Raw genomic sequence first — 26,805 nt, forward strand, 5'->3', positions numbered from 1 at the left:
TCTTACCCGGCCTAGGACAGCCGCACGCGCGGGTCGATGAACGCGTAGCAGGCATCGACGATGATGTTGAACAGCAGGATCATGGTGGCGGAGAACAGCATCACGCCCAGCAGCAACGGCAGGTCGCTGAAGGACACCGCGTCCACGGCGAGATGACCCAGGCCCGGCAGACCGAAGGTGTACTCGGTGATGATGGCGCCGCCGAGCAGCGAGCCGAGGTCGATGCCGAAGATGGTGACGATCGGGATCAGCGAGCCGCGCCAGGCATAGCGGAAGAAGACGTACTTGCGGGACATGCCCTTGGCGCGGGCGGTGCGTACGTGTTCCTCCTGGAGCTGCTCGATCATCGACGAGCGCGCCATACGGGTGTACTGCGAGGCGAAGATCGTGGACAGCACCACCCACGGGATGATCAGCCCGTCGAACCAGGCGATCGGATCGGAGGTGAAGTCGACGTAGGCGGGCTTGCTGAAGATGTGCGTCTGGTAGACGAGGATCGCCAGCGCCAGCGGGCCCAGGAAGTAGATCTGCATCGAACTGAGCACCATCGACGCGGCGGTGACCACCTTGTCGACCAGGCTGCCGCGTTTCCAGGCGGCGATCATGCCGGTGCCCAGGCCCACGACGAGGAAGACCGCCGCGCCGCCGATGGTGAGCGAGACGGTGGTGGGCAGCCGGTCGAGCAGGGTCGACCAGACCTGGTCGTTGGTGTGGTACGAGTACCCGAAGCAGGGGGCGGGGCAAGGGCCCTGGGCGAACTCGTTGCTGCCGAAGACGAGGTTGTGCAGGAAGATCCCGTACTGCTCGGGGATCGACTTGTCGAGGCCCAGCACATGATGGATGTTGGCCAGGCTGGTGGGGTTGCACGTCTTGCCGCACATCAGCAGCGCCGGGTCACGCGGCATTCCGAAGAACAGCAGGAACGTCACGATGCTCAACAGAAAGAGAATGACGACGGCACCGAGGAACCGGCGGAAGAGGAAGCGCAGCATGACAGGGGCAGCTCTCTGACGTCGACGGGCGGGGCGGTACCCGGTGCGCCGCCCTGTGGGGCCGCGCACCGGGTACCGGTCCGACGGTGGTTACTTGATGAAGAGACGGCGGGGGTCGACGCCGCCGATCACGTCGTCGTAGACGAAGCCGCCGACCTTGGAACCGGCGATCTGGGTCTGCTTGTAGTACGCGGTCGGGACCGCGTTGACGACCTTGGTGAGCAGGTACTGGTCGACCTGCTCCCACGCGGTCGAGGCCTTGACCGGGTCGGTGATCTTGTTGATCCGGTCGATCTCACTGTTCACGTGAGCGTTGTTGACCTGCGAGTAGTTCTGCGCGCCCTCGGCGATCCCCCGGCCGTCGTACAGCGGCGGGATGACGGTCGAGGCGGACGGCCAGTCGGCACCCCACGCGGTGTGGAAGATGTCGAACTGGTTGTCCAGCTTGCTGACCTGGTCGTAGTAGGTCTCGGCCGGGATCTCCTGGCGCTGGACGTCGAAGCCGGCCTTCTTCAGGCCCGCCGCCATGGCGGTGGAGTACTGCTGGCCCTCGGGGGTGTTGGTGTAGCCGAAGGTCAGCTTCATGTTGAGCTTGCCGGCCTCTTCGAGCAGCTTCTTGGCCTTGACCGGGTCACCCGCGGGCTTCTTCTTCTTGCCGAACGGGTCGAACTTCGCGTCGTAGCCGCTGACGGTCGGGCTCAGGAAGCCGCCGGCGACCTCCATGGCGTCGGTGCCGCCGAAGGCGCGGATGAACGGCGTGATCGGCAGCGCGTACGCGATGGCCTGACGGACCTTGATGTCCTTGAGCTCCGGCTTGCTCATGTTGATGTTCATCTGGCCCACGTAGGGCTGGTAGCCGGAGATCGTGCGGGACTTCAGCTTCGGGTCCTTGAGCACGCTGGACAGGTTGCCCGCGTCGACCTGGTTGCTGAGGCTTATGCCGGTCTGGTCGGCGCCGCTGTCGGCCAGCAGGGCCTTGGTGGACTGCTCGAACTGCTGGTTGAACGTGAAGTCCCACTGGTTCACGTACTGGTTGCGGATCGGGTCCGTCTTCGGGTCCCAGTTGGCGTTCTTGACGAGCACCATCGACTTGCCGGACTTGAACGACTGGATCTTGTAAGGACCGGTCGTCACCGGGTTCTTGTCGTACTTCTCCTTGGTGTCGCCCTTGGCCGACACGATGGAGTAGCCCGCCATGGCGAGCGCGTACGGCAGGTCCGGGTGCGGCGACTTGAACTTGAAGACGACGGTCTTCTCGTCCGGCGTCTCCAGCACGCTGGCGGGCAGGTGCTTGCCCTTGTAGGGGCCGTCCGGCAGCAGCTTGCGGTAGTCGGCGCCGGAGGAGTCGGCCAGCCACTGCTGGATGTAGCTCGGGCCCTGGTTGATGAAGGGCGCGAACAGCCGCTCGAAGGTCTGCCGGACGTCGGTGGAGGTGATCGGCGTGCCGTTGGCGAACTTGAGTCCGTCCTTCAGCGTGTACTTCCAGGTCTTGCCGCCGTCCGTGGTGGTACCGGAGTCGGTGGCGAGGTCGCCGACGACCTCGTGGCCCTTGCCGTCGGTGCCGGTCGCCTTGTAGCCGGTCAGGCCTCTGTGGATGAGCTGCGAGAGCGCCATCTCGTCGGAGACGTAGATCTGCCCGGGGTCGAGGTGGGCGAAGCTGTCGCGCTGCAGCACCTCCATCGTGCCGCCGCTCTTGGCGCCCGCGACCGCGGCCGCGGGTCCGGTGGAGTCCGCCGCGTCGCCGAACTTGATCGACGACTGCTGCCTCGCGGCGTTCTCCTTGTCCTTCTTGTCGTTGTCGCTCGCGTCGCTGCCGCCCTTGCTGCAACCGGTGAGCACGAGTGCCCCGGCCGCGAACACTGACAAAGCGGCGTATGCGTGGCGTCCGCCCCTACTCATCACTGAAGTTTCCACCCATCTGTGTGTCACCAGTGCAATCAGGAATTGCCGTGCGGTATCCGGGCGAGGACGCCCACAAACTGCCGGTCAACGCGACGACTTGGGGTCGAAGGCATCCCGGACAGAGTCCCCGAGCAGGTTGAACGCGACGACGAAGATGATCATCGAGACGCCGGGGAAGAACATGTAGGTGATGTCGTTCTGGAGCACGAGCTCGGTCGACGCCTTGGAGAACATCTGGCCCCAGTCGGGCGTCGGTTCGACGATCCCGACACCGAGGAACGACAGACCGGCCTCGATCGTCACGAAGTTCGGCAGCATGTAGGTGGACTGCACCAGCAGCGGCGTCACCACGTTGGGCAGGATCTCCCTGCGGATGATCCGCCACGGGGCGGCCCCGCTGACCTTCGCCGCTTCGATGAACTCCCGTTCGCGCAGGGCGAGTGTGGTGCCGCGCAGGATGCGCGCGAGGCTCATCCAGCCGAGCACCCACTGGACCACGATCAGCGCGACCACCCGGACATAGGTCGGGGTCTCGTCCGTCGGACTCACGAACAGCGAGACCACGACGGGCATGCTGGCGATGAAGAACAGCTGGGAGGGGAAGGCGAGCAGGAAGTCGATCACGCGGCCGATCGCGTAGTCGGTCCGGCCGCCGACATAGCCCGCGGTCACGCCGAGCAGGATGCCGGTGACGATCACGGCGAGGGTGACGGTGATCGAGATCATCAGCGAGGTGCGGATGCCATAGATCAGCTTGGTGAACACGTCGTAGCCGTTGCCCGGTTCCAGACCGAACCAGAACTCGCTGCTGATACCGCCGTTGGGCTGCACCGGCACGCCCGCGCTGTCGAACAGCTCGGGGCGTTCGTCCGCGTAGACGGTGTACGGGTTCTTTCCGTACACCTTCGAGATCAGGGGCGCGGCGAGCGCGATCACGAAGAAGAACAGCACGACACAGGCCGAGATGACGCCGGTGCGGTCGCGCTTGAAGCGGATCCACATCAGCTGGCCGGGCGAGCGCCCTTCGAGCTTCTCGGCCTCGGGCTGCGCCGGAGGCTGTGGGGCGCCGTCGACGACGACCGACGTACCGCCGCCGCCTTCAACGTCGAGAGGACTTGTCACAGTTGGCCCATTTCACAGGTGTGGGTGTGCCGAGCCGGCGACCGTCGCAGGGTGTGCGCGATCGCGGAACGGATCATGAAGAAGCGTGGGGGGAACCCCGAGGAGGCCGGGAAACCCGCAGCCGGACGCGCGTAGGCGTCGGCCCGCGTTAAACGGCCGCAGGCATCCTCAGACTGAACCGCCGTATGCGCGAGGGCAATTGGCGACGACGGACGGCGTGGCCCACCAGGTGTTCGTGACACCGCGCATGGGGCTCCTCCTCATGACTCCACGTATTCACCGAACGGGAGGGGGCACACGTCTGTCCTCCGACACCCCTGACGGAGGGGCAGACACCCCCATGGTGCTCGCGAGTCGGTGCTGTCCCCACAGCACGAGACCCATTGACCCGAGCGCTACGCGGCTAACTATCTGCCATGAGCCATGCACCGACCACTGTCTTCAAATCTCAATTCGGTCACAGCTGACGCGTACATCTTCCAAAATCTGGACAAACTGTTCGGCCGGAGAAGGCCACGAAACGGACGTGTTACATGGGTATCGGGCGGGGATCTCCGTAATACGGACACCGGTCGCCGAAAAATCGGTTGCAAAAAGCCCGGGCGCCCCCAAGATGGGGACGCCCGGGCTCTGTTTGGCCGATAGTCGACCTTCGTCAGCTGTGCTTGGCCCGGCTCGCGGAGCGGGCGCGCTCGCGGCCGTCCAGCACCACCTTGCGAATGCGAACGGACTCCGGGGTCACCTCGACGCACTCGTCGTCGCGGCAGAACTCCAGCGACTGCTCCAGCGAGAGCTTGCGCGGCGGGACGATCGCCTCGAACGAGTCGGCCGAGGACGACCGCATGTTGGTGAGCTTCTTCTCCTTGGTGATGTTCACGTCCATGTCGTCGGAGCGCGAGTTCTCGCCGACGATCATGCCCTCGTACACCTCGGTGCCGGGGTCGGTGAACAGCACACCGCGCTCCTGCAGGTTCGTCATCGCGAACGCGGTGACGGCACCGGCGCGGTCGGCGACCAGCGAGCCGTTGTTACGGGTGGTCAGCGTGCCGAACCACGGCTCGTGACCCTCGTGGATCGAGTGCGCGATGCCCGTGCCGCGCGTACCGGTCAGGAACTCGGTCCGGAAGCCGATGAGACCGCGGGAGGGGACCACGAACTCCATGCGGACCCAGCCCGAGCCGTGGTTGGACATGTTGTCCATCCGGCCCTTGCGGACGCCCATGAGCTGCGTGACCGCGCCCATGTGCTCCTCGGGCACGTCGATCGTCATGCGCTCGACGGGCTCGTAGACCTTGCCCTCGACGTCCTTGGTGACGACCTGGGGCTTGCCGACGGTCAGTTCGTAGCCCTCGCGGCGCATCTGCTCCACCAGGATGGCCAGCGCCAGCTCACCGCGGCCCTGGACCTCCCAGGCGTCGGGGCGCTCGGTGTCGAACACGCGGAGCGAGACGTTGCCGATCAGCTCGCGGTCCAGGCGGTCCTTGACCTGACGGGCGGTGACCTTGCGGTCCTTGACCGCGGCCTTCGCGGAGGCGCCCTTGCCGGTGCCGCCGCGGCCGACCAGCGGCGAGGTATTGGTGCCGATGGTCATCGAGATCGCCGGCTCGTCGACCGTGATCAGCGGCAGCGGGATCGGGTTCTCGGGGTCGGCGAGCGTCTCGCCGATCATGATGTCCGGGATACCGGCCACCGCGCAGATGTCACCGGGGCCCGCCATCTCGGCCGGCTTGCGGGTGAGCGCCTCGGTCATCAGCAGCTCGGTGATGCGCACGTTGGACATCGTGCCGTCGCGCTTGATCCACGTGACGGTCTGGCCCTTGCGCAGCTCGCCCTGCTCGACGCGCAGCAGCGCGATACGGCCGAGGAAGTTGTCGGCGTCCAGGTTGGTGACGTGCGCCTGGAGCGGGGCGGCCTCGTCGTACTGGGGGGCCGGGACGTGCGACAGGATCGTGGAGAAGAAGGGCTCCAGGCTGTCGCTGTCCTGCGGGACGGTGCCGTCCTCGGGCTTGGTCAGCGAGGCCACACCGTCGCGCGCACACGCGTAGACGATGGGGAACTCGATCTGCTCCTCGTCCGCGTCCAGGTCCAGGAAGAGGTCGTAGGTCTCGTTGACGACCTCGTCGATCCGGGAGTCGGGGCGGTCGGTCTTGTTGATGCACAGGATGACCGGCAGCCGCTGCTGGAGCGCCTTGCGCAGCACGAAGCGGGTCTGGGGCAGCGGGCCCTCGGAGGCGTCGACGAGCAGCACCACCGCGTCCACCATCGACAGACCGCGCTCGACCTCGCCGCCGAAGTCGGCGTGGCCCGGGGTGTCGATGATGTTGATGGTGATGACATCGCTGCCATCCTTCGGGTGGTACTTGACGGCCGTGTTCTTGGCCAGGATCGTGATGCCCTTCTCACGCTCCAGGTCGTTCGAGTCCATCATGCGGTCGTCGAGCGACTCGGCGGCATGCGCGGCGAAGGCACCGGCCTGCTTGAGCATGGCATCGACCAGGGTGGTCTTGCCATGGTCGACGTGGGCGACGATGGCGACGTTGCGGATGTCGTGGCGCGTGGCCATGGTGTGGCGTTCTCCCGGAGTGTGAGGAAGGCCTACGCGTACATCTGTGTTACGCGGACCCTGCCGGGCTGGACACGCCACGGCCTCACCCCATCCTACGGGCCCCGGCCAGGGGCGGCCTCCGCGGAGCGCTCCGCGGGCTCGGCAGCCCTGCCGCGTGCCCTTCGCCCCACCGGGCGCGGGCAGCCGGCCGCGGGGCTCTCGTCAGGGCGCGAAGCGGACCGGGCCCCGCTTCGACGGTCTCCTCGGGCACCCTGCCGAAGCCGCGAATGTGACCGGCCCCACGAGTGCCGGCTCCCCGTGCGAAGGCCGCCGCCCCGCTGGGGTGCGGGGCGGCGGCCTTGGTCACATTCACCGGCCGCGTACAGGCGCCGGCCCTTGTCCGGGCCCTGGTCCCGGCTGGGCGCTAGTCCTTGTCCGGGCTCGCCGAGGGGCGCTTCGTGCCCTTCTTCAAGAAGCCCATGTCCTCGTAGACCGGGGTCTGGAAGCCGAAGGCGCCGGCGTTGACCAGGTCCTTCCTGCTCGCCGTGAGCTGGGGGCGCTGGTAGAGCGGGATCGAGCCGGCGGCGGCCCAGATGCGGGAGTCGGCCTTGCGCAGCAGGCCCGCGCTCTCGTCGCCGTCCAGCGTGCCGACGGCCTGGTCGAAGAGCTGGTCGACCTGGTCGGTGCCGACCCGGGTGTAGTTCTGCTCGACGTTGAGGGATCCGTCGGCGGCCGGCACCGGCTTGGCGTAGACGGGCCGGGCGTCGGTGGCGGGGAAGGCGGAGGCGGGCCAGGAGTACAGCGCGAGGTCGTACTGCCCGGACGCGATGTGGTCCTTGAAGTAGCTGTCGTCGGAGACCTTGGTGATCTCGGTCCGGATGCCGACCCGGTCCAGCATCCCGCGGATCCGGTCCGCGACCGTGCGCAGCGTCGCGGAGCCGGCCCCCGACGGGAGCACGAAGCGGAGCACGAGCGGCTTGCCGTTCTTGGCCAGTGGCGCCGCCGCGGCACCCGGCGCGGGCGTGCCCTTGGGGGCGTACGCCCCGGGTGCGCCGCCCTGCTTCACCTGCTTCTCGGCGTACTGCTTGCCGTCGGCGAGGTGCGTGCCGCCCTTGTCGCCACCGCTCTTCTTCTCGTGCGCGCCCTGATGGTCCTTGGGGTCGGCCCTGCGCTCCCACTCGGGCTCCTGGGGCGCCTTGTCGTCCTCGCCGACGATGTACGTCCCCTCGTCGCCGCCCGCGGACTCCTCGTCGGCCTTCTCGCCCTCGGGTCCGGCGCCCTTGTCCCCCTTCTTCTTCTCTTCCTTCAAAGGCCCGCCGGACACCCACCCGGCGTCCGCGAGCAGCGCCTGCGCCTCACCCGTGTCCTGGCCACCGAGCGCGCCGCTGTTGTCGGCGTAGGCGGCCTGCCCGGACAGCGCGAGATGGCTGCCGACCGGAACCGCGGGCAGCCCCAGCGGCCCGAGCACGGCCTTGGCGAGCGCCTTCCGGTCCAGGGCGCGGGCCACGGCCCGGCGCACCCGCTCGTCGGCGAGCGGCCCCTCCGAACCGTTGAGGGCGAGCTGGGTGAAGGCGGGCTCCAGCGACTTGCGCACCTCGAAGGCGCGCAGCGCCTCCTGCTGCTTCCTGTACTTGGCGCCCTTCCTGCCCTGCTTCTTCAGCTGTTTCAAGGACTTCGCGGCCGCGCGCCCCGAGCCGGGCTCCGCCATCGGCGAGGCCCCCCGCAGCGGCGTGTTCGTGCCCCCGGTCCGCCCAGCCAGGTTGATCCGGTCGGCCGCCGAGGGGTCGATCTCGGCCAGGTCGATCTTCCCGTCGGCCAGCGCGGCGGCCCGCTCGTCGCGCGGTACGGCCTTCAGGACGATCTCGGAGAGCTTGGCGGGGTGGCCCCACCAGCGCGGATTGCGGGCCAGGGTGACCTGGTCGTCCTTGTGGTCGACCTTCTTGACGACGAAGGGCCCGGCGCTGACCTTCAGCTTCCTGCGCGCGCCGTCGTTGAACGCGTCCGGAGTGCCCGTGACGCCCTTGGGGTACAGCGGCGAGAACAGCGACTTCCAGTCGGCGTACGCCCGCCCGAAGGTGACCCTGACCTCCAGGTCGTTGGCCCCGCGCTCGATCTTCTCGATGCGCTCGTACCCGGCGTTGCGGGCGGTCCAGTAGGCGCTGTCCTTGCCGGACAGGGCCCGCCACTGCGCGGCGAAGTCGGCGGCCCCGATCTCCCGGCCGTCGCTCCACACCGCCTGCTGGTTCAGCTTGTACAGCACGACCTGCTTGGGCTCGGTCTCGATGACCTTGGCGGACTCCAGGAAGTCGCCGTCCGCCTGCGGACGCCCGTCCGCGTCCAGCCGGTACATGGCCGGCAGCGTCGCCTGGGCGATCCGCCCGGTGACCTGGTCGGCGTCCGACTGGAACGTGTTCAGCGTCTCCGGCACGTCGTCCACGGCCCACCGCAGCGTGCCGCCGTCGGCGACCAGCTCGCGGCCCGCCGGCGCGATCTCCTGCCCGGCGAGCGGCCTGCCCGCCGAGTCCTCGGAACTGCACCCGGCAACCGCCGGCACCGCGAGCACACCCGCGGTCAGGAAGGCGACCGAGCGCATGACCGCGCGCAGTCCGACGCCGTCGTGGGCCATCTCGTCTACCTCCGGGAGTGGGCCGCCGCAAACGATCACATTTGGCGGTATATGGAGCTGATCAGATCTATGCCGCCACTGAAGAGGAAAGGGTTCAGCAGGGGCCGCCGACACGGCGGGACGAGCCTTGAAGCCCACCCATGCGGCGCAACGGCTCTGTTCCGACGGCCCTGTGACCCGCCGGTCCGACCAACTCCCAGCCCGTCCGGCGCTTGAGGACGAGGCCCCTGGGCCGACGGGGGTCTGGGGGCGCAGCCCCCAGAACGCGCGCCCCCACCCACCCCGCACAAGACAACGCACCGAACCCAATACGTGCACACCGCTTCCCACCGAGAGGTGTGACGCGCAACACTCGCAGGCGCATGAACGTTTACGTCCAGGGCACAGCCGCCCGCGGAAGTGAGGAAACGTCATGTCCGTGCACGACGAACTGACGCATGTCCAGCGCAGTCTCGACGAGCTGTTCCGGTCGGTGGGCCGACTGGAGAAACAGCTCGGCACAGCCGGCCTGGAGATGCGGCGCGTCCGCGCCGACGCCAACCACCTGCGCGAGAGCGTCGCGCTGCTGCGCGACGCGGCCTCCGCGCCGACCGCCCCCAAACGCCCCGATCTCCTCCCCATGTCCGACGCCCCGTACGACAACAGCCTGTGGACGGACTCGGACGACGAGGGACTCGGCGCCCGCGACCGCCGAGCCCCCTGAACCCGACCGGAGTCATGAGTTGGCCACTGGTACGGAACCCCATCCGAACAGCGGCGGCGTACGCACCGGTACGCGCGCCGCCATCGACGCGAACCACCTGCGCACCGACCGGTGGTGGCTGGCCCCCGCCGTCACCGCCGCGGGACTGCTGGCGTTCATCGTGTACTCGACGTGGCGGGCCTTCGCCGACACGAACTACTACTCGGCGCCCTACGTCTCGCCGTTCTACTCGCCCTGTCTGGCCGACCGCTGCGCGACCATGCACGGCGGCCCCAACGCGGACCTCTTCGGCAGCTGGTGGGGCATCTCCCCCGCGATCATCATCCTGATCTTCCCGCTGGGCTTCAGGCTGACCTGCTACTACTACCGCAAGGCCTACTACCGGGGCTTCTGGGCGTCCCCGCCGGCCTGCGCGGTGGCCGAGCCGCACAAGAAGTACACCGGCGAGACCCGCTTCCCGCTGATCCTGCAGAACGTCCACCGGTACTTCTTCTACGCGGCGCTGCTGGTCGCGGGCACGCTCACCTACGACACCGTGCTGACCTTCCGGGACGAGCACTACCACTGGGGCCACATGGGCCTTGGCACCCTCGTCTTCCTGGCCAACATCGTGCTGATCTGGGCGTACACCCTGTCCTGCCACTCCTGCCGGCACATCGTCGGCGGCAAGCTCAAGCACTTCTCCAAGCATCCCGTGCGCTACAAGGCGTGGAAGTTCGTGGGGAAGCTGAACAACCGTCATATGCAGCTCGCCTGGGCGTCGTTGATCAGCGTGGCGCTGGCGGACTTCTACGTGTACCTGGTCGCCTCCGGCGCTTTCGACGATCCGAGGTTCTTCTGATGTCCGTGGTCGACCGACAGGAGTGGGACGTCGTCGTGGTCGGCGCCGGTGGCGCGGGCCTGCGGGCCGCCATCGAGGCGCGCGAGCGCGGCGCCCGTACGGCCGTGATCTGCAAGTCGCTGTTCGGCAAGGCGCACACGGTGATGGCCGAGGGCGGCATCGCGGCGGCGATGGGCAACGTCAACTCCGGTGACAACTGGGAGGTCCACTTCCGCGACACCATGCGCGGCGGCAAGTTCCTCAACCAGTGGCGCATGGCGGAGCTGCACGCGAGCGAAGCCCCGGACCGTGTATGGGAGTTGGAGACCTGGGGTGCGCTCTTCGACCGCACGAAGGACGGCCGCATCTCGCAGCGCAACTTCGGCGGCCACGAATACCCGCGCCTCGCGCACGTCGGCGACCGCACCGGCCTGGAGCTGATCCGCACCCTCCAGCAGAAGATCGTGTCCCTGCAGCAGGAGGACTTCCGCGAGACCGGCGACTACGAGTCCCGCCTGAAGGTTTTTCAGGAGTGCACGATCACACGGGTGTTGAAGGACGGGGGCCGTGTCTCCGGAGTCTTCGGCTACGAGCGCGAGTCGGGCCGCTTCTTCGTCATCGAAACACCCTCCGTGGTGATCGCGACCGGCGGCATCGGCAAGTCGTTCAAGGTGACGTCGAACTCGTGGGAGTACACGGGTGACGGCCACGCGCTGGCGCTGCTGGCCGGAGCGCCCCTGCTCAACATGGAGTTCGTGCAGTTCCACCCCACGGGCATGGTCTGGCCGCCGTCCGTCAAGGGCATCCTGGTCACCGAGTCGGTCCGCGGTGACGGCGGGGTGCTGCGCAACTCCGACGGAAAACGCTTCATGTTCGACTACATCCCCGACGTCTTCAAGGAGAAGTACGCGCAGTCGGAGGAGGAGGGCGACCGCTGGTACGAGGACCCGGACCACAACCGCCGCCCACCGGAACTGCTCCCGCGTGACGAGGTCGCCCGGGCCATCAACTCCGAGGTGAAGGCGGGCCGCGGCTCCCCGCACGGCGGTGTCTTCCTGGATGTCTCCACCCGTATGCCGGCCGAGACCATCCGGCGCCGACTGCCGTCCATGTACCACCAGTTCAAGGAGCTGGCGGACGTCGACATCACGGCGGAGGCGATGGAGGTCGGGCCCACCTGTCACTACGTGATGGGCGGCATCGCGGTCGACTCCGACACGGCCGCCGCACGCGGGGTACCGGGGCTGTTCGCGGCCGGCGAGGTGGCCGGCGGCATGCACGGTTCCAACCGCCTGGGCGGCAACTCCCTCTCCGACCTGCTGGTGTTCGGCCGCCGCGCGGGCTGGCACGCGGCCGAGTACGCGGCGGGCCTCACCGACGCGCGCCCACCGGTGGCCGAGGACCAGATCGACACGGCGGCGGCGGAGGCCCTGCGCCCCTTCTCCGCGGAGGGCCCCGCCCCGGGCGAGGACGACGGCCGCCCGCCCGAGAACCCCTACACCCTCCACCAGGAGCTCCAGCAGGCCATGAACGACCTCGTCGGCATCATCCGCCGCGAGGGCGAGATGGAGCAGGCACTGGAGAAACTGGCGGATCTTCGGGTACGGGCCCGTCGGGCCGGCGTCGAGGGGCACCGGCAGTTCAACCCCGGCTGGCACCTCTCCCTGGACCTGCGCAACATGCTGCTGGTCAGCGAGTGCGTGGCCCGGGCCGCGCTGGAGCGCACGGAGTCGCGCGGCGGCCACACCCGCGAGGACCACCCGGCGATGGACCGCAAGTGGCGCAACATCAACCTCCTGTGCGCCCTCACCGACCCCACGGGCGGCCTGGTCGAGACGGACCCCGTCAGCGGCCAGATCACCCTCACCCGCGAGACCACCGAACCCATCCGCGCCGACCTGCTCGCCCTCTTCGAGAAAGAGGAGCTGGTCAAGTACCTCGCCGAAGAGGAGCTCTACGAGTGAGCAGCTATGAGGCCGCCTTCAAGGTGTGGCGGGGCGACGTCAAGGGCGGGGGCCTGGAGGACTTCAAGATCGAGGTCAACGACGGCGAGGTGGTGCTCGACATCATCCACCGGCTCCAGGCCACGCAGACCCCGGACCTCGCCGTGCGCTGGAACTGCAAGGCGGGCAAGTGCGGTTCGTGCTCCGCGGAGATCAACGGCCGTCCGCGGCTGATGTGCATGACGCGCATGTCGGTCTTCACGCGGGACGAGACGATCACGGTGACGCCCCTGCGCGCCTTCCCGGTCATCCGTGACCTGGTCACAGACGTCGGCTTCAACTACCAGAAGGCCAGGGAGGTTCCGTCCTTCGTACCGCCCGCCGAGCTCGGTCCCGGCGAGTACCGCATGTTCCAGGAGGACGTGGACCGCTCGCAGGAGTTCCGCAAGTGCATCGAGTGCTTCCTGTGCCAGGACACCTGCCACGTCGTCCGCGACCACGAGGAGAACAAGACGGCCTTCGCCGGCCCGCGTTTCCTGATGCGGGTGGCGGAACTGGACATGCACCCCCTGGACGCGGCCGAGTCCACGGGCCTGGACCGCAAGGCCACGGCCCAGGAGGAACACGGCCTCGGCTACTGCAACATCACCAAGTGCTGCAGCGAGGTGTGCCCCGAGGGCATCCACATCACGGACAACGCGCTGATCCCCTTGAAGGAAAGGGCGGTCGACCGCAAGTACGACCCGCTGGTGTGGCTGGGTTCGAAGATCAGGAGGCGGTCGGCAGAAGGCTGAGCGCCTGCCCGAGGTTGTACTCGGCGATGCCCCGCATGAACTCCGGGTCCGGGAAGTCTCCGTCGAGCAGGCGGAGAGGACCCGCGACCAGGGAGAGATGCATGGCGAGGCGGTAGAGCCGGAGCCGGTCCTCGTCCAGGTCGGGGATGCGGTCGGGGGTGCGCAGCACGTCGTAGTGCGGGCCGAAGCGGAGCCGCAGGAAGACGTGCTCCCACTCCACGTCGAAGTACATCAGGCCCTCGATGTCGATCAGGGCCGGATGCCCGTCGGCGGTCACCAGGACGTGGTCCGGGCCGAGTTCGCCGTGGATGAGGGTGTACCGGTCGCGGGGACGGACGGCGGCGGTCAGATCCCGTACGGCGTCCGCCAGTTCGGCACGGACGGCCGCCGCCCGTGGCTCACGTGCGGCGATCTCCGCGATGTCGCTCAGGGCGCGCCCGGCGACCAGTTCTTCGCACGAACTCCCCGTCGGCACACCGCCGTTGTCGACCAGGGCGACCTTGCCGAAGGTGGGTCCCTGCTGGGCGTGGAGCGTGGCGAGCAGGTCGGCGAACCGCTCCAACGTCCCGGCCGCCGCCTGGGGTTCGCGCCGCAAGGCCTCCTCCAGGCTGCCGCCCCGCACGTCCTCGACGATCGCCGCGTCGGCCGGGAGGTGGGTGTGCGTGGCGTCGGCGTGCAGGAGGGCGGGGGTGCGGACGCCGGCTGTCGCGAGGCGGTCGTGCGCCGTGGTGAACAGGCCGAGGCCGGTGGCGTGGGAGAAGGGGTCGCGCGGGTCGGGCGGAGCCGCGTCCCAGTAGTCCTCGTCGGGCGACCAGACGTAGGCGACGGCGGTGGAGTCGTCGTCGAGGGTGAGCCGGTAGACGCCCTTCTTGGAGCCGCCGCGCAGGCGGGTGACGGCGGCGAGGGCGCGGTGGGGTCCGAGGGCGGCGCGGGTGAGGGGAGCGAGGTGGGTGCGGGTCAGGTGCGTGCGGGGTTGCCGCGCGGGCTGTGGGGTCGGGTGCTGCGGCCGGCTCACGATGTGTGTACCCAGTCCTTCCGGTAGGCCGTCCAGTCATTCTCCGTGGCGGCGAAGTCGACGTACAGGGCGACGCCGAAGCGGGCGCGGTCCGCGTCCGTGCGGGTCAGGCCGAGGCGGACGCCCCGGACGGCGGCCGGGACGGTCTCGGCGTGGCCCCAGTGGTCGAAGTTGCTCTCGTAGTAGAAGGGCAGGCCCATGAGGAGGTCGGTGGATTCCGGGGTGACCTCCAGGGCGAGTGAGGTCTGCTGGGCGACGTAGCCGCCGTACAGGCTCTCCAGAGGTTGTGCCGTGTCGTACGACATGACGGCGATCTGGTCGACGCGACGCGCCACCTGGCCGAAGAACGCCTGCGACCACCACTTGGGGTGCTCGGTGAAGACGCCCCAGACGGAGTGGAGGGAGGGGAGCGGGTCGATCTGGTGGGCGGCGACGGAGAGAAGGGCGTGGTGGGACTCGGTGACCGCGCGCAGTTTGTCGAGGAGGTCGAGGTAGTCGCCGTCGCCGGAGTGGAGGGGTTCGAGGTCGAAGTGGGCGCCCTCGAAGCCGGCGGCGAGGATCTGGCGGGTCGAGGCGACGATCGCGGTGCGGGTCGCCGCGCGTTCCAGGTGCAGGCCGTCCGGGCCCTCGGTGGCGAGGACGTCGCCCAACCAGGCCTGGACGCGGACGCCGGGCAGTTCGCGGTGGACCGACTCGATCAGCCAGGCGGCCTTGGGGTAGTCCGACTCCGGAAGGGTGCCGTCGTGCTCCAGGGGTCCTGAATGGACGTACAGGTCGCGGATACCGGTGCCTTCGAGACGGCGGGCGAGGGCGGCCAGGTCCGCGTCCGTCTTCCGGCCGTCGACCCAGGCGTGGCCGAGCCAGATCGCGTCCCGGTTCCGGGTGTACGTACCGTTTGCCGGGTCGCCCGCGTAGTTGACGCGGAGGGCGGTTTCGGCGGCCAGCACGGGCAGGAGGAGGGCCAGGAACAGGGCGAGGGCGGTGAGTCCGAGACGGCGGCGCCATGGTCCGCGCGGACTTTCCGGCCTTTCGGGAGCGGCGACCCCCTCGGCCTCCTCTGCGCCGGAGTCCTCGACCGACTCCTCCTTCTGTTCCTCCTGCCGCTCCGGCACGCCATCCCCCTCCGTCATCGCCTTCGCCCTCCGCCTCCCCGGCCCCCACCCCTGCCCCACCCCGGTCGCGCGCCCGCATTCCTGCTCATACGCTCCGAAATGTGACGTCATCCTTGATTCGGGGCCGGCCGAGGCGGGCCGGTCGGGCCCACATATCCGTGCGGGTGGTGCACACCCTGGTGGGCGGTGTCGCCGGGGTGGTGTGGCTGGTGCTGCCGGGGATGACGATCAACGCCGCCGTCCCGGTTCCGGCGGCCCGCACGACCCCGGGCACGGCGACCGCGACCGTGGCCAAGGTCGACGCGGCGCAGGAGGAGGACGAGAAGTCCACCATCGACCTCGTACTGCCGCTCGTCGCCGTGGGAGCCGCGGTCGTGCTCGCCGGGTACGCGTACGTCCGCCGCACCCGCCGCGCGCGGAACCGGACCACCCCCGCGCGCATATCCGCCCACCCCGTCCAGCCCTCCCCCACCGCACCCCCGCTCCCCGAACTCGACGACCGGGCAAGGGCGTTGCTCATCGAGGCCGACGACTGGGTGCGCACCAGCCGGGAGGAACTCGGGTTCGCGAGGGCACGGTTCGCAGAGGCCGCGGCCGAACCCTTCACGAAGGTGCTGCGGGACGCCGAGGCGGAACTCTCGGCCGCGTTCCGGATGCGGCAGCAGTACGACGACGGCGTACCGGAGGACGCGACGGCCCGGCGCCACGCGCTCGCGGGCATGGTCGGGCGGTGCCAGGAGGCGGGCCGGGTGCTGGACGCCGAGGCCCCGGCCTTCGACCGGCTGCGCGGACTGGACCTGGGTGTGGGCGAGGCCCTGGCGATCGCCGAGACCCGTTTCCGCGAACTGGCCGGCCGCACCGGTGCCACGGAGACGACGCTGACCGAGTTGGGCGACCGATACGGCCCGGCGGCGGTCGACTCCGTCACCGGCTATGTCGAACACGCCAAGGACCGCCTCGTCTTCACCACCTCCCGCCTCAACGAGTCGCGCCAGTCGGCCGACCGGGGCGAGAACCGGCGCGCGATCCGCCACCTGCGGGAGGCCGAGGGCGCCGTGACCCAGGCGGCCGAGTTCCTCACCGCCGTCGACGAGCTGGCCACGGACCTGGCGCGGGCTGAAGCTCTGCTTCCGCCGGCCCTGACGGGCGCGGAGGCGGAACTGTCGGCCGCGCGAGCAGCGGGGGGTGAGGGCAGTCCGGCAGCGCAGGTGCCGCCCGCCGAACTGCACGCCCGCCACGCCCGGGCCGACCTCGTCCTGGCCGCCGTACGGGAAGAGCTGACGGGTGGGCCGTACGACCCTCTCGATGCCCTGCGCAAGGTCGTGCGGGCGGTGTTGCCGGTCGCCGGCGGCCGGGCCGGGGTGCTGGCGGTGGCCGCGTCTCTCGTGGCGGGGTCGAGCGTGCGGGGTGCGGACGGTTTCGTCGCGACGCACCGGGGTGTCGTCGGCGTCACCGCGCGGACCCGCCTCGCGGAGGCGGTACGGCTGCTTCGCGCGGAGCCTGCCGACCCGCTCGCCGCCGATGCCCTGGCCCGCGACGCCCGTGCGCTCGCGGAGCGGGACGTGCGGGCGCACGGCAACCCGATCGCGGGCGCGGCCGAGCACGCGAGCGGGCTCGCGGGCGCGGTCCTCGGCGAGGTCCTGCTTCACGGGGGCACGCCCCCGAGCTTCGGCGGGCCGCGCACCAGGGCCCGGCACACCGACGACGACCTTTCCTGAGCCTGCCGGCCTGCCTCTTGTGCCTGTCCTGCCTGTCCTGTCTCTCCTGTTTCTCAGACCAGGCTCGGCAAGCCCGTCCCTCAGAACAGGCTCAGCAACGCCTCCGCCGGGTCCGTGAGCCCCGTCTCCCCGTCCGGCAGGGGCAGTTCGAACCACACCGTCTTGCCGCGAGGCGTCCGGCGCGAACCCCAGGCCGCGCTGAGCAGGCCGACCAGTTGGAGGCCCCGGCCTCCCTCGTCCGTGTCGCGGGCGCGGCGGCGGCGGGGCTGGACCAGGCCGGAGTCCCAGACCTCGCAGACGAGGGTGCGGTCGAGGAGGAGGCGGAGTCTGATGTCGCCCTCGCCGTAGCGCAGGGCGTTGGTGACCAGTTCGCTGACCAGGAGTTCCGTCGTGTCGACCAGGGGTTCCAGGTCCCAGGTCAGGAGCTGGCCGCGGGCGTACTCGCGGGCCTTGCCGACGCTGCGCGGCTCGCGCGGGAGGGTCCAGTCGCCGACCGAATCGGCGGGCAGTCCCTGGACCCGGGCCATGAGGAGGGCGATGTCGTCCTCGCCGTGGTGGCTGTCGAGGGTGTTGAGGACGTGGTCGCAGACGTCCTCCAGCGGGAGGGTGGGGTCGGTGAGCGCGCCCACGAAGGCCTGGAGCCCCTCGTCGAGAGGGTGGTCGCGGGACTCGACCAGTCCATCCGTGTAGAGCGCGAGCAGCGCGCCCTCGGGCAGTTCGACCTCCACCTCCTCGAACGGCTCCCCGCCGACCCCGAGCGGCATCCCCGGCGGCACGTCGAGCATCAGCGCGTCCTCGCCTGGCTCGACCAGGACGGGCGGCAGATGGCCCGCGTTGGCGAAGGTGCAGCGGCGGGTGACGGAGTCGTAGACCGCGTAGACACAGGTCGCGAGGTACACCTCGGAGAGGTCGGCCTCGCGGGGGCGGCGCGCGGCGCGCGTGGCCTGCTGGACACCGCCGGGCGCGCCGAGGCCGCGGGCGATCTCGTCCAACGCGCTGAGGACTTCCGCCGGTTCGAGGTCGAGCAGGGCCAGCGTGCGGACGGCGGAGCGGAGTTCACCCATCGCCACCGCCGCGCGCAGCCCGCGGCCCATGACGTCGCCGACCACCAACGCCGTGCGGTGACCGGGCAGTTCGATGACGTCGAACCAGTCGCCGCCGACCTCGCTGGGCCGGTCGGCGGAGGAGTTGCCGGGCAGATAGCGACACGCGATGTCCAGGCCGGAGGCGACCGGGTCGCCGGGCGGCAGCAACGACCGTTGCAGTATCAGCGCCCGCTCGTGCTCACGCCGGTACAGCCGCGCGTTGTCGATACAGACCGCGGCCCGCGCGGCCAGTTCGACGGCAAGATCCCGGTCCCGGTCCCCGAACGGCTCGCTCCCCTTGGTCCGGGCGAACTGCGCGAGTCCTACGACGGTGTCGTGGGCGACCATCGGCACGGCCAGCGTGGACTGGACGAGGCCGCCCTCCTCGGGAGGGATGCTCTGCGTGCGGGCGGTGCGCAGGGCGTCCGCGCACAGCGAGTTGAACGAGAAGTGGTGCACGGCGCCGACCGCGACGGGGTCGCCGGAACCGGGCAGCGGCGCGTCCGAGACGGCGCTGGCGAACGCGACCCGGCGCAGCTCGGCGCTGCCGTCGGCGAGGCCCGGCGGGGTCTCGTCGCCGGCCAGCAGCCCCTGGTAGAGGTCGACGGTGGCGAGGTCGCAGAAGCCGGGGACGACCACGTCGAGGAGTTCGCGGGCCGTGGTCTCCAGGTCGAGGGAGTTCCCGATGCGGGCACCGGCCTCGTTCAGAAGGGCGAGATTGCGCCGCGCGGCGGCCGCTTCCCGGGCGGCGGCTCGACGGGCGGTGATGTCGGTTCCGAGCCAGGCGATGCCGATGGGGCGGCCGCTGCCGCTGTGCACGCGGTAGAGGTTGATGGACCAGTGCCGGCGCTCGTCCGAACCCGGCAGAAAGCCGGTGACGTGCATGTCCGTGATGGAGTCGCCGGTCTCCAGGACCCGGCGCAGGGTCGCGGTGACCCGCTCGGCCTCGGGGCGCGGCAGATAGTCGGACACGCCCTTGCCGCGGTGGTCGTCCGGCGTACCGCCGAAGAGGGAGGCGAATCGCATGTTGGCGCGGCGGACCCGCAGGTCCGGGTCGATCAGCAGGAACCCGAACGGAGATTGGCCGAAAATGGCCTGCGAGGCGGCGAGGTCGGTCTCGATGCTGCGCAGGGTCCGCACGTCCACGACGATGCAGACGGCGGCCTTCTCCCCCTCCTCGGTCCGGGTCGGCATGACGTAGACCTCGGCGAGGCCCTCCCGTCCGCCCTCGCCGTCGGCGCTCTCCGGCACCCGGAAGGGGACCACTCCGGTCCACTCGCGCCCGTCGAGGATCTCGGCCATCTTCCGCTGGCCCTGCTCGCGCAGGTCGGAGTCGATGAACGCCTCGATGGGGTCCATGCCCACGGCGTGCTCGGCGGGGATCCCGAAGAGCTGCTCGGCGCGCAGGCTCCACTGGTCGACCAGGCCGTCGGGTCCAATGGAGAAGGACGCGACCTTGATGTAGTCGTAGATCGAGCCGGGCGGGCTGCTCTGCCACATGGCGTCGTAGGGCGGCGCCTCGTCGGAGCCGAACCCGATGTCGTGCCGGCCCGCGCCGGAGAAGGACCCGGCGGAGGACAGCGCCGAGCCACCCGTGGCCCCACGCCTCACGTCGGCCACGGCATCACCCGCGGCCTCCGTCCTCGCGCCGTCCGACGGGTCCTCGGACCCCGTGGCCTTCGCTGGTATCTCGCTCACGCGAACCGTCCCCTCCAGCTCACCGCGTCCGGCACCGGTCACCGGGGGCGGCTGCCCGCAGTATCCAGCACTACGGCGCCGCACAACACGGTGTTCACGATCACAGCACGGTCCCGACGGTTTTCGGTCCGGACCGTGACAACACTTCCAGTCTTCTAACCAGCCCACACGTCGTCGAATCACGCTCGTCGACAACCGCCACTGGCCTGAACCAGCCACTGGACAGCACGAAGGCCCACGTACAGGGCCCCGCTGGACAGTTCCGGCCCGTGCGTACAGGGCTCGCGCGCGGGCCCCGGGCAAGGACACGCTCCCGGACCGGTGCGCGGTTCACCCGGGCACCGCCAGTTCGAACCACACCGTCTTGCCCGCCTCCCCGGGGCGGGTACCCCAGCGGCGCGAGGAGAGGGCGACCAGCTGCAGACCCCGGCCGCTCTCGTCCTCGGCGCGGGCCACACGCTCGCGGGGCGGGTCGGGCAGCGGGTCGGAGACCTCCACGCGCAGCACGTCCCCGAGCCGCCCGGGACGGACCAGACGGACCCCGATGGGACCGGTGGCGTGCCGCAGGGAGTTGGTCACCAGCTCGCTGACCAGCAGCGCGGCGAGGTCACCGAGGGCGTCGAGGTCCCACTCGTGCAGTTGGCGGCGGACCGCGGCGCGGGCACTGCGGACGGCGCCCGGCTCCGCGGGGAAGCTCCACTCGGCGCCCTCGCCTTCGGTGTCGCTCACGCCGATCACTTCCCAGGCCGACAAGCCCACCCATGTCCGTTTTCATGGGGTTAATGGGCACATACCCGATATCCAGCGCCCAGTACCGTCCGCCGCGGCGCACTGTGGCACGAACGGCGTAGGGGGCGCCCGGTCCGGCGCCCCGGCATGGCCGCGCGCTCGCCGCTCACCCCGCCCCGTTCCCCCACCGCAAGGACGCGTACCCCGCCGCTACTCGGACAGGTACCCCGCCAGGAGCCGCCCAGCCACTTCCCGGACGGCGGGCACGTCGGGGTCGAGCCAGTCCACGTCCCAGAGTTCGCCGGGGCTGAGCCAGCGCAGCTCGTCATGGTCTTCGAGGGGCTCGGGTCCCGCGGAGCCGGGGAGCAGCCGGGCGGTCCACACCTGGAGGGCGTAGGGCGGGCGCAGGGGCCACTGTCCGGGGACGCGCTCGACGGGCTCGGCGTCCACGCCGAGTTCCTCGCGCAGCTCGCGCACCAGGGCCGCCTCGGGCGCCTCGCCCTCCTCGACCTTGCCGCCGGGGAGCTCCCAGCGCCCGGCGAGTTCGGGGGGCGCGCTGCGGCGCGCGGCGAGCAGGCGACCGCCGTCGAGCAGGGCGGCCCCCACCACGATCCGTTCCGTCATGCGCGGGAGCCTACGGGAGGCCGGAGTCCCGGAATCCCGGAGAGGTGGAGACCTGGACCGCCTGGGAGGTCGGCCCGGCGTCGGGCGTCAGTTGGCGGTGCTCGTGGCGCTCTGGCCGTTCTGCCCGATCTGTTCTACCCAGTACAGCTGCTTGTGGCCGCGGTCGTCGAGGCTGTCCGCGATCTTCTGGGCCTCGGCCCGGGTCGCGTACCTGCCGACGCGGTAGCGATTGCCGTTGTCGTCCTGCCGTATGACGAGCCAGGGAAGAGTGATCGTGCCGTCGTTCATCAAGCCCCGCCCCTCCGTCCCACCCCAGCAGCTCCGCCGCCCATCCGCGGCTCGTGCCGTGCCCCGCCCGCTAAGGAAACCGCAATCCGCATATGCCCGAGCCTACGCCTAACCTTCACGCAGCGAATACGGCTTTTCACAAAGAGGTACGCAACCGGCCAGAGTGAAGGGGGCGCGCGAGACCGTACGCGCCGCCCGCGGCCACCGACGCGTCCGGTCAGGGGCATCTCGGGCAGCCATGAGCGACCTGCGAGAACGACCGGATTCCACCGGCGGACGACGGGGTCGCAGGGGCGCACGGAGGGGGTACGGACCGGGGCCCGCCGGGGCGGGCTCCGCAAAGGCGTGCGCTACTTCACCGGCAGGTGGTACGCGATCCGGTAGCGGTCGGCCGGGACCACCACGTCCGCGGTCTCGACGGGACGGCCCGAGGCGTAGAACGTGCGCTGGATGACCAGGACGACGTGCCCGGGGACGCCTCCCAGCGCGTGCAGTTCCTCGGCGAGGCCGGGGCGGGCGCCGACCTCCTCGGTGACGTTGTCCACGATCACGTCGATCGCCGCCATGCGCTCGACGACGCCCATGCCGCCCAGCGGGCCCTCCTCGGGGAGCATCACCGGGGTGCGGCCGGTGACCGCGAGGGGCTCCCAGGAGGTGGAGAGCATCATCGCCTCGCCGGCCTCCCGGAACACGTAGCGCGTGCACATCACGCGGTCGCCGGGGTGCAGGCCGAGCCGCTCGGCGACCGCGCCGCTCGCCTCGGCCTGCTCGCTGCGGGACTCCCACGTGCCGCGCGACTCGTCGTCGGCCTGCTCCTGGCGGAACGGTGTGGCCCCGCCGTCCGGGCGGTAGCCGGAGCGGGAGACGCTGCGCGGCACGGGCCGCTCACGCACATAGGTCCCCGAGCCGGAGCGGCCCTCGACCAGACCCTCGGCCATCAGCACCTTGCGGGCCTCCAGCGCGACCGTGTCCGAGACCCCGTACTCCTCGCGGATCCGGGCCTGGGACGGCAGGCGGGTGTGCGGTGGCAGCGATCCGTCCGTGATCTTCTTGCGGAGATCACCCGCGACGCGCAGGTACGCCGGCTGCTCACCGAAAGTCACTGGCCGCTCCCATCAGGTTGTACAGACAGCAACAGCGTGGCAACCGTGGGTTCGACCATGCAAGCAAAGGCCAGAGAATCACCCGATGTGATGACTTGTTCCGGGGGAAGCCTTTACGCAGGCACTTTCTCCCCGCTATGGGAGCCGTCACACCTCAAGACCGGGGTCACCTTCCCCGTCGCCCCCGCCGCCGTCCGTGTCCCCGTCCGAGGGCGGGGTGGTGGCCAGGCCCAGAGCTTCGCGGGCGGTGAGGGAATGGTCGGGGCCGGAGAGCGTCAGGATCCGGTCGTAGGACACGTAGAACGCGTCCGCGTCCTTGGCCTGCGCCGCCCGGGCCCACTCCTTCTGGATGGTCCCGATCTCCGCCGCGACCTTCCCGACCGGCTTGTCCGCCGCGGCCGGCCAGCGGTGGGCGCGCAGTTGACGTGCCTCCTGGGTGAGCGCGGTCGCCATCCGGCCCGCCCACTTCCGGTTGGCCACGAGGTCGTCGTCGGGGCTGTCCACGGGCTGGGTGTCCATGGCCCTGTTCCCGAGGTTGACGGCCGTGAGATAGGCCCGCTGGTCGGCGTCCAGACGCGCCGCGTCGTTACGCAGCGACCCGGTCAGGCTCCCCGTCTCTTCGGTGTTGCCGAACAGGCAGGTGATCTCGCGGTCGCCCACCCGCCAGCTGTCCCGGGTCGGGGTCAGGTAGTAGATGTCGACGTAGTCCGGTACGGCCCACAGGTCCATGGCGTAGTCGTAGCGGAGCGCGTAGCAGCGGGTGTCGGCGATGTCGGTGACCTTGTCGTCCCCGGGGTAGACGGCGGAGTCGCCGTACCCGGGAATCCGGAGGGCCGCGAAGACCTCGCCGTCGTGCTCGCCCGCGCAGGTCACGCGGTCGACGTCGTAGGTGAAGCCGTCGAGGGACCCGCTGGGCGCGTCGAAGCACTCGCCCTTGGTGAGGGTGTAGGCGCTGCCGTTGTCACGGGCGGTGTCCTTGAACGCGTCCCACGGCTCGTCCAGTCCACCGACGGCCAGCACCAGCACCCACAGCGTGAGGCCGAAGGCCGACAGCGCGGACCCGGTGACGGCCATCCCCCTGCCCCGCTCGCCCTTCCGCCGGATCTGCGCGAGCGCGACCAGCCCCAGCACGAGTCCGACGCCCGGGACGCAGCACAGGAAGCCGAGCACCAGGGAGGCGATGGCCACGCCGTTGACCGGGGCGGGCTGCCCGTACGGTCCGTACGGGCTGTGGCCCTGGCCCCAGGGCTGCTGCGGGTACGGGTAGCCGTAGGGGTTCTGCGGGTACGGCCCTTGGGGCTGCGGGGGCCCTGGGGGCGGGGGTATGGACAAGAGTGCAGCGCTCCTGGAGTGGGCTGTACGGATGTGAGCTGTACGGATGTGAGCTGTGCGGGTGCGGATGCGGGCCCTGCTGAGCTGGGCCGTGCTTGATGGGGGCCGTGCTTGATGGGGGCCGTGCTCGATGTGGGGTGCTGAACGGCCGTACCGAATGGTCATACGACTGGCGCATGGTAAGCGGGAGTCGGGCGGGGACGGAATGGGGCCCCGCCCCGGCCCACCCCTGGTCCGCACAGGTCAGTCCGTCGGCTCCTTGACCGGTTCGCCCGCCAGTCTGCGCTGCTCCTCCTCGACGATCCGGCGCGCGATGCCGCCGTCGGTGACGTCGATGGCGTCCGGGGTGGACTCGGCGGTGTCGCTGCGGCGGGCGTAGGCGTCGAAGAGACGGGTCTTGTTCTCCAGGATGCGCAGCAGACGTTCGTCGACGCTGTCGGTCGCGAGCAGGCGGTGCACCTGGACCGGGCGGACCTGGCCCATGCGGTGGGCGCGGGCCACGGCCTGGTGTTCCAGGGTGGGTTTGACCTGCGGCTCGCACAGGATCACCACGGACGCGGCCTGGAGGTTGAGCCCGACGCCGCCGGCCTCGATCTGCGACAGCAGTACCGCGTGTCCGTCGGCGGCCGTGAACTCGTCGACCATCCGCTGCCGGCGGGCGGCCGGGACGGAACCGGAGACGGGCCCGAACTGCGGCTCCGGCAGGGCCTGTCGGACCGTTTCCAGGACATCGCGGAAGTACGAGAACACGACCACCTTGAGGTCGTTCGCCGCGGCCTCCGCGACGAGTTCGCGCAGCCGCTGGAGCTTCGCGGACTTCTCCGCGTCGGCGTAGGCGGCCCTGCGCATCGCCATGAAGTTCCCCTCGGCGACGGCCGCGCGGTAGGCCAGCCGGTCCGCGGCGCCGAACGCCTCCCACTCGTCGACCTGGAGCAGCGCGGGCAGTTCGGTGAGCACGTCCTGCTGGTTGCGGCGCAGGTAGGCGGGGGCGACGGACTTGCGGAAGGCGTACGGGCCGGCCACCGCCGCGCTGTCGCGTATCTGCGGGACCAGTTCCGGGCGCAGGTGGCGGACGAGGGCGCGGAACTCCTCGACGCGGTTCTCCATGGGGGTGCCGGTGAGGAACAGGACGCGGTCGCAGTGCGCGGTCCAGCCGGCGATCGCGCGGGCTCGGCGGGTGTCGGGGTTCTTCACGTAGTGCGCCTCGTCGACGACGAGCATCGCGGGCTTGGCGCCGGCCGGGGCGGGCAGGGTGTGCAGCACGTCGAAGGTGGTGACGGCGACGCCGCCGCGCTCGCGCCACTCGGCGTAGGCGTCCTGGCGGTCGGGGCCGTGCACCGGGAGCGCCCTGAGCGTGCTGCGGGAGCCGATCTCGCGGGTCCAGTTGATCAGCACGCTGGCCGGGCAGACCACCAGGAAGTGGCTCTCCCCGCGCGCGGCGAGGTGGGCCAGCGCGGCGATGGCCTGGACGGTCTTGCCCAGGCCCATCTCGTCGCCGAGGACGACCCGGCGCTGGGCGAGGGCGAACCGGGCGCCGAAGGACTGGTAGCCGCGCAGCGAGACCCGGCGGTGGGTGTCGTCGAGCGGCTGGGCGCGCACCCGCTCGGCGACGTCCGCCGGCAGGAAGCCCTCGGCCGCGGCCTCGTCCGTACGGTGCTCGGCGGCCTCGGCGAGCTGGCTGTAGTACTCGGCGGAACGCAGCTCGAAGTCGACCCAGGCCTCGATGTCGGCGGCCGGGCCGCGCAGCAGGTCGGTCGAGGCCTGGGCCAGTTGCAGACCCGTGCTTCGGGCGGCGGGCCCGCTGGTCAGCTCACGCAGCTCCGCCGTCGCCGCGAGGGCGGCCTCCCTGCGGCGGCGGCCGGCGAGCGCGAGGCGCACTCGGCTCGTCGCCGGCCGGGCGGCGGGCAGCAGCTCGCGCAGCCTGCGGTCGAGCCGCGCGGCGGTGTCCACGGCCCGGCGCAGCTCGGGTCCGGCCTCCACCAGCCGATGCAGGGCCACGACGAGGGCGGTGGTACGAGGTTCAGGGTGATCCACGTCGACCCGGACCGCGACGGTCTGCTCGACCTCCCGGGCGATCTGCCGGGCAGCGGCGAGCACTTGGTCGGCGGTCTGCGCCCCGACACCTGGAATCTGGCGCAGGTCGTAACGGCTCGCGTCGTGCACCGCGCGCACGGTGGTCAGCCCCGCCGCCTCCACGGCCGCCAGCCGTAGCCGCCCCTCGGTGGCGTCCTTGAGCCGGGCGACCGGGATCGACCCGAGCGCCTCGGCGACGAGCTCGTCCCGCAGCGGCGCCAGCGCGGACCGCACGGCCTCCAGCGCGCGGGCGTGATCGTCGAGCACGGCACGCGCGGCCCCGAACAGCCGCGTACCCTCCGCGAACACCCCCCGGGCCCGCCGCCCCACCGGCGCGTCCGTCTCCGACGCCCCCGCCACCTCCTCGCCCCGCGCCATTCCGCCCCTCACCCGCCGTCGTCCCCGTTACGCCCATCTTGACACCGGGGACTGACAACGGGGGTGGGTCGGGGAGGAGGGGTTGCTCGAAGCTGGAAGGTGGGGATGGAGGCGAGGACGCGGGGCTGTTGGCGTCACCCGGTGGAGATGGGCACGGGGGCGAAGACTGAGGGCGACACACGTCGCCCTGTGGCCGGTGGCCG

General features: G+C 70.5%; 19 protein-coding genes. 5 read left to right on the forward strand and 14 right to left on the reverse strand.

Translation table 11 applies throughout. The annotated features are described in order from the left end of the window. Positions 1–11: 11 nt before the first annotated feature. The 5 genes from ACIQI8_RS20425 to ACIQI8_RS20445 all read right to left on the reverse strand — a co-directional run bounded on the left by ACIQI8_RS20425 (position 12) and on the right by ACIQI8_RS20445 (position 9,187). On the reverse strand, positions 12–992 hold the full coding sequence (locus ACIQI8_RS20425; RefSeq protein WP_402352249.1) for an ABC transporter permease: 981 nt from the start codon (positions 990–992) through the stop codon (positions 12–14). Positions 993–1,082: 90 nt separating this feature from the next. Further along, on the reverse strand, positions 1,083–2,891 hold the full coding sequence (locus tag ACIQI8_RS20430; RefSeq protein ID WP_402352252.1) for an ABC transporter substrate-binding protein: 1,809 nt from the start codon (positions 2,889–2,891) through the stop codon (positions 1,083–1,085). 87 nt (positions 2,892–2,978) lie between these two features. Next, positions 2,979–4,016, reverse strand: a complete 1,038-nt coding sequence (locus ACIQI8_RS20435) for an ABC transporter permease (RefSeq protein WP_402352255.1) — start codon at positions 4,014–4,016, stop codon at positions 2,979–2,981. Between the two features lie 655 nt (positions 4,017–4,671). After that, positions 4,672–6,579, reverse strand: a complete 1,908-nt coding sequence (typA, locus tag ACIQI8_RS20440) for a translational GTPase TypA (RefSeq protein WP_402352258.1) — start codon at positions 6,577–6,579, stop codon at positions 4,672–4,674. 406 nt (positions 6,580–6,985) lie between these two features. Next, complete coding sequence (locus ACIQI8_RS20445; protein ID WP_402352261.1) at positions 6,986–9,187, reverse strand: ABC transporter family substrate-binding protein; 2,202 nt, start codon at positions 9,185–9,187, stop codon at positions 6,986–6,988. A gap of 412 nt (positions 9,188–9,599) precedes the next feature. On the opposite strand from ACIQI8_RS20445, the gene ACIQI8_RS20450 reads away from it, so the two are divergent. The 4 genes from ACIQI8_RS20450 to ACIQI8_RS20465 are packed head-to-tail and all read left to right on the forward strand — an operon-like array spanning position 9,600 to position 13,447. After that, positions 9,600–9,890, forward strand: coding sequence for a hypothetical protein (locus ACIQI8_RS20450; RefSeq protein WP_123997959.1), 291 nt, complete (start codon positions 9,600–9,602; stop codon positions 9,888–9,890). 19 nt (positions 9,891–9,909) lie between these two features. After that, positions 9,910–10,731: a hypothetical protein gene (locus ACIQI8_RS20455; RefSeq protein ID WP_402352264.1), complete on the forward strand. Its 822-nt coding sequence runs from the start codon at positions 9,910–9,912 to the stop codon at positions 10,729–10,731. Continuing rightward, positions 10,731–12,674, forward strand: a complete 1,944-nt coding sequence (locus tag ACIQI8_RS20460) for a fumarate reductase/succinate dehydrogenase flavoprotein subunit (protein WP_402352267.1) — start codon at positions 10,731–10,733, stop codon at positions 12,672–12,674. The genes ACIQI8_RS20455 and ACIQI8_RS20460 overlap by 1 nt, the downstream gene beginning before the upstream one ends. Then, complete coding sequence (locus ACIQI8_RS20465) at positions 12,671–13,447, forward strand: succinate dehydrogenase/fumarate reductase iron-sulfur subunit (RefSeq protein WP_402352270.1); 777 nt, start codon at positions 12,671–12,673, stop codon at positions 13,445–13,447. The genes ACIQI8_RS20460 and ACIQI8_RS20465 overlap by 4 nt, the downstream gene beginning before the upstream one ends. On the opposite strand, the gene ACIQI8_RS20470 is transcribed toward ACIQI8_RS20465, so the two are convergent. Further along, on the reverse strand, positions 13,422–14,462 hold the full coding sequence (locus tag ACIQI8_RS20470; RefSeq protein ID WP_402352272.1) for a phosphotransferase family protein: 1,041 nt from the start codon (positions 14,460–14,462) through the stop codon (positions 13,422–13,424). The two genes, ACIQI8_RS20465 and ACIQI8_RS20470, sit on opposite strands and share 26 nt — an antisense overlap. After that, positions 14,459–15,592 carry a hypothetical protein gene (locus ACIQI8_RS20475; protein ID WP_402352275.1) on the reverse strand — a complete coding sequence of 378 codons (1,134 nt, stop codon included), beginning with the start codon at positions 15,590–15,592 and terminating at the stop codon, positions 14,459–14,461. Before ACIQI8_RS20475 ends, ACIQI8_RS20470 begins: the two co-directional genes overlap by 4 nt. A gap of 83 nt (positions 15,593–15,675) precedes the next feature. Between ACIQI8_RS20475 and ACIQI8_RS20480 the strand changes: the two genes are divergently transcribed. Next, entirely contained in the window at positions 15,676–17,292 is a 1,617-nt protein-coding gene (locus tag ACIQI8_RS20480; RefSeq protein WP_402352278.1) for a hypothetical protein, read from the forward strand. Positions 17,293–17,372: 80 nt separating this feature from the next. Here the strand turns inward: ACIQI8_RS20480 and ACIQI8_RS20485 are convergent, their stop codons facing one another. From ACIQI8_RS20485 to ACIQI8_RS20515, 7 genes are all read right to left on the reverse strand, one after another. Then, positions 17,373–20,075, reverse strand: a complete 2,703-nt coding sequence (locus tag ACIQI8_RS20485; protein ID WP_402352281.1) for a SpoIIE family protein phosphatase — start codon at positions 20,073–20,075, stop codon at positions 17,373–17,375. Between the two features lie 330 nt (positions 20,076–20,405). Continuing rightward, positions 20,406–20,834 (reverse strand): ATP-binding protein, encoded by a 429-nt coding sequence (locus tag ACIQI8_RS20490; RefSeq protein ID WP_402352284.1) that lies wholly within the window; start codon positions 20,832–20,834, stop codon positions 20,406–20,408. 180 nt (positions 20,835–21,014) lie between these two features. Then, positions 21,015–21,428 carry a (deoxy)nucleoside triphosphate pyrophosphohydrolase gene (locus ACIQI8_RS20495; protein ID WP_402352287.1) on the reverse strand — a complete coding sequence of 138 codons (414 nt, stop codon included), beginning with the start codon at positions 21,426–21,428 and terminating at the stop codon, positions 21,015–21,017. Positions 21,429–21,515: 87 nt separating this feature from the next. Beyond that, the gene (locus tag ACIQI8_RS20500; RefSeq protein WP_402352289.1) at positions 21,516–21,716 is read right to left on the reverse strand and encodes an SPOR domain-containing protein; all 201 of its coding nucleotides are present in this window, start codon (positions 21,714–21,716) and stop codon (positions 21,516–21,518) included. A 350-nt stretch (positions 21,717–22,066) separates the two neighbouring features. Next, positions 22,067–22,819 (reverse strand): GntR family transcriptional regulator, encoded by a 753-nt coding sequence (locus tag ACIQI8_RS20505; RefSeq protein ID WP_402352291.1) that lies wholly within the window; start codon positions 22,817–22,819, stop codon positions 22,067–22,069. 147 nt (positions 22,820–22,966) lie between these two features. Further along, entirely contained in the window at positions 22,967–24,151 is a 1,185-nt protein-coding gene (locus tag ACIQI8_RS20510; RefSeq protein ID WP_402352294.1) for a DUF4190 domain-containing protein, read from the reverse strand. A gap of 243 nt (positions 24,152–24,394) precedes the next feature. Continuing rightward, positions 24,395–26,602, reverse strand: coding sequence for a DEAD/DEAH box helicase (locus ACIQI8_RS20515; protein ID WP_402352297.1), 2,208 nt, complete (start codon positions 26,600–26,602; stop codon positions 24,395–24,397). Positions 26,603–26,805 lie beyond the last annotated feature (203 nt).

The organism is Streptomyces sp. NPDC092369 (assembly GCF_044755245.1).
Classification (GTDB): Bacteria; Actinomycetota; Actinomycetes; order Streptomycetales; family Streptomycetaceae; genus Streptomyces.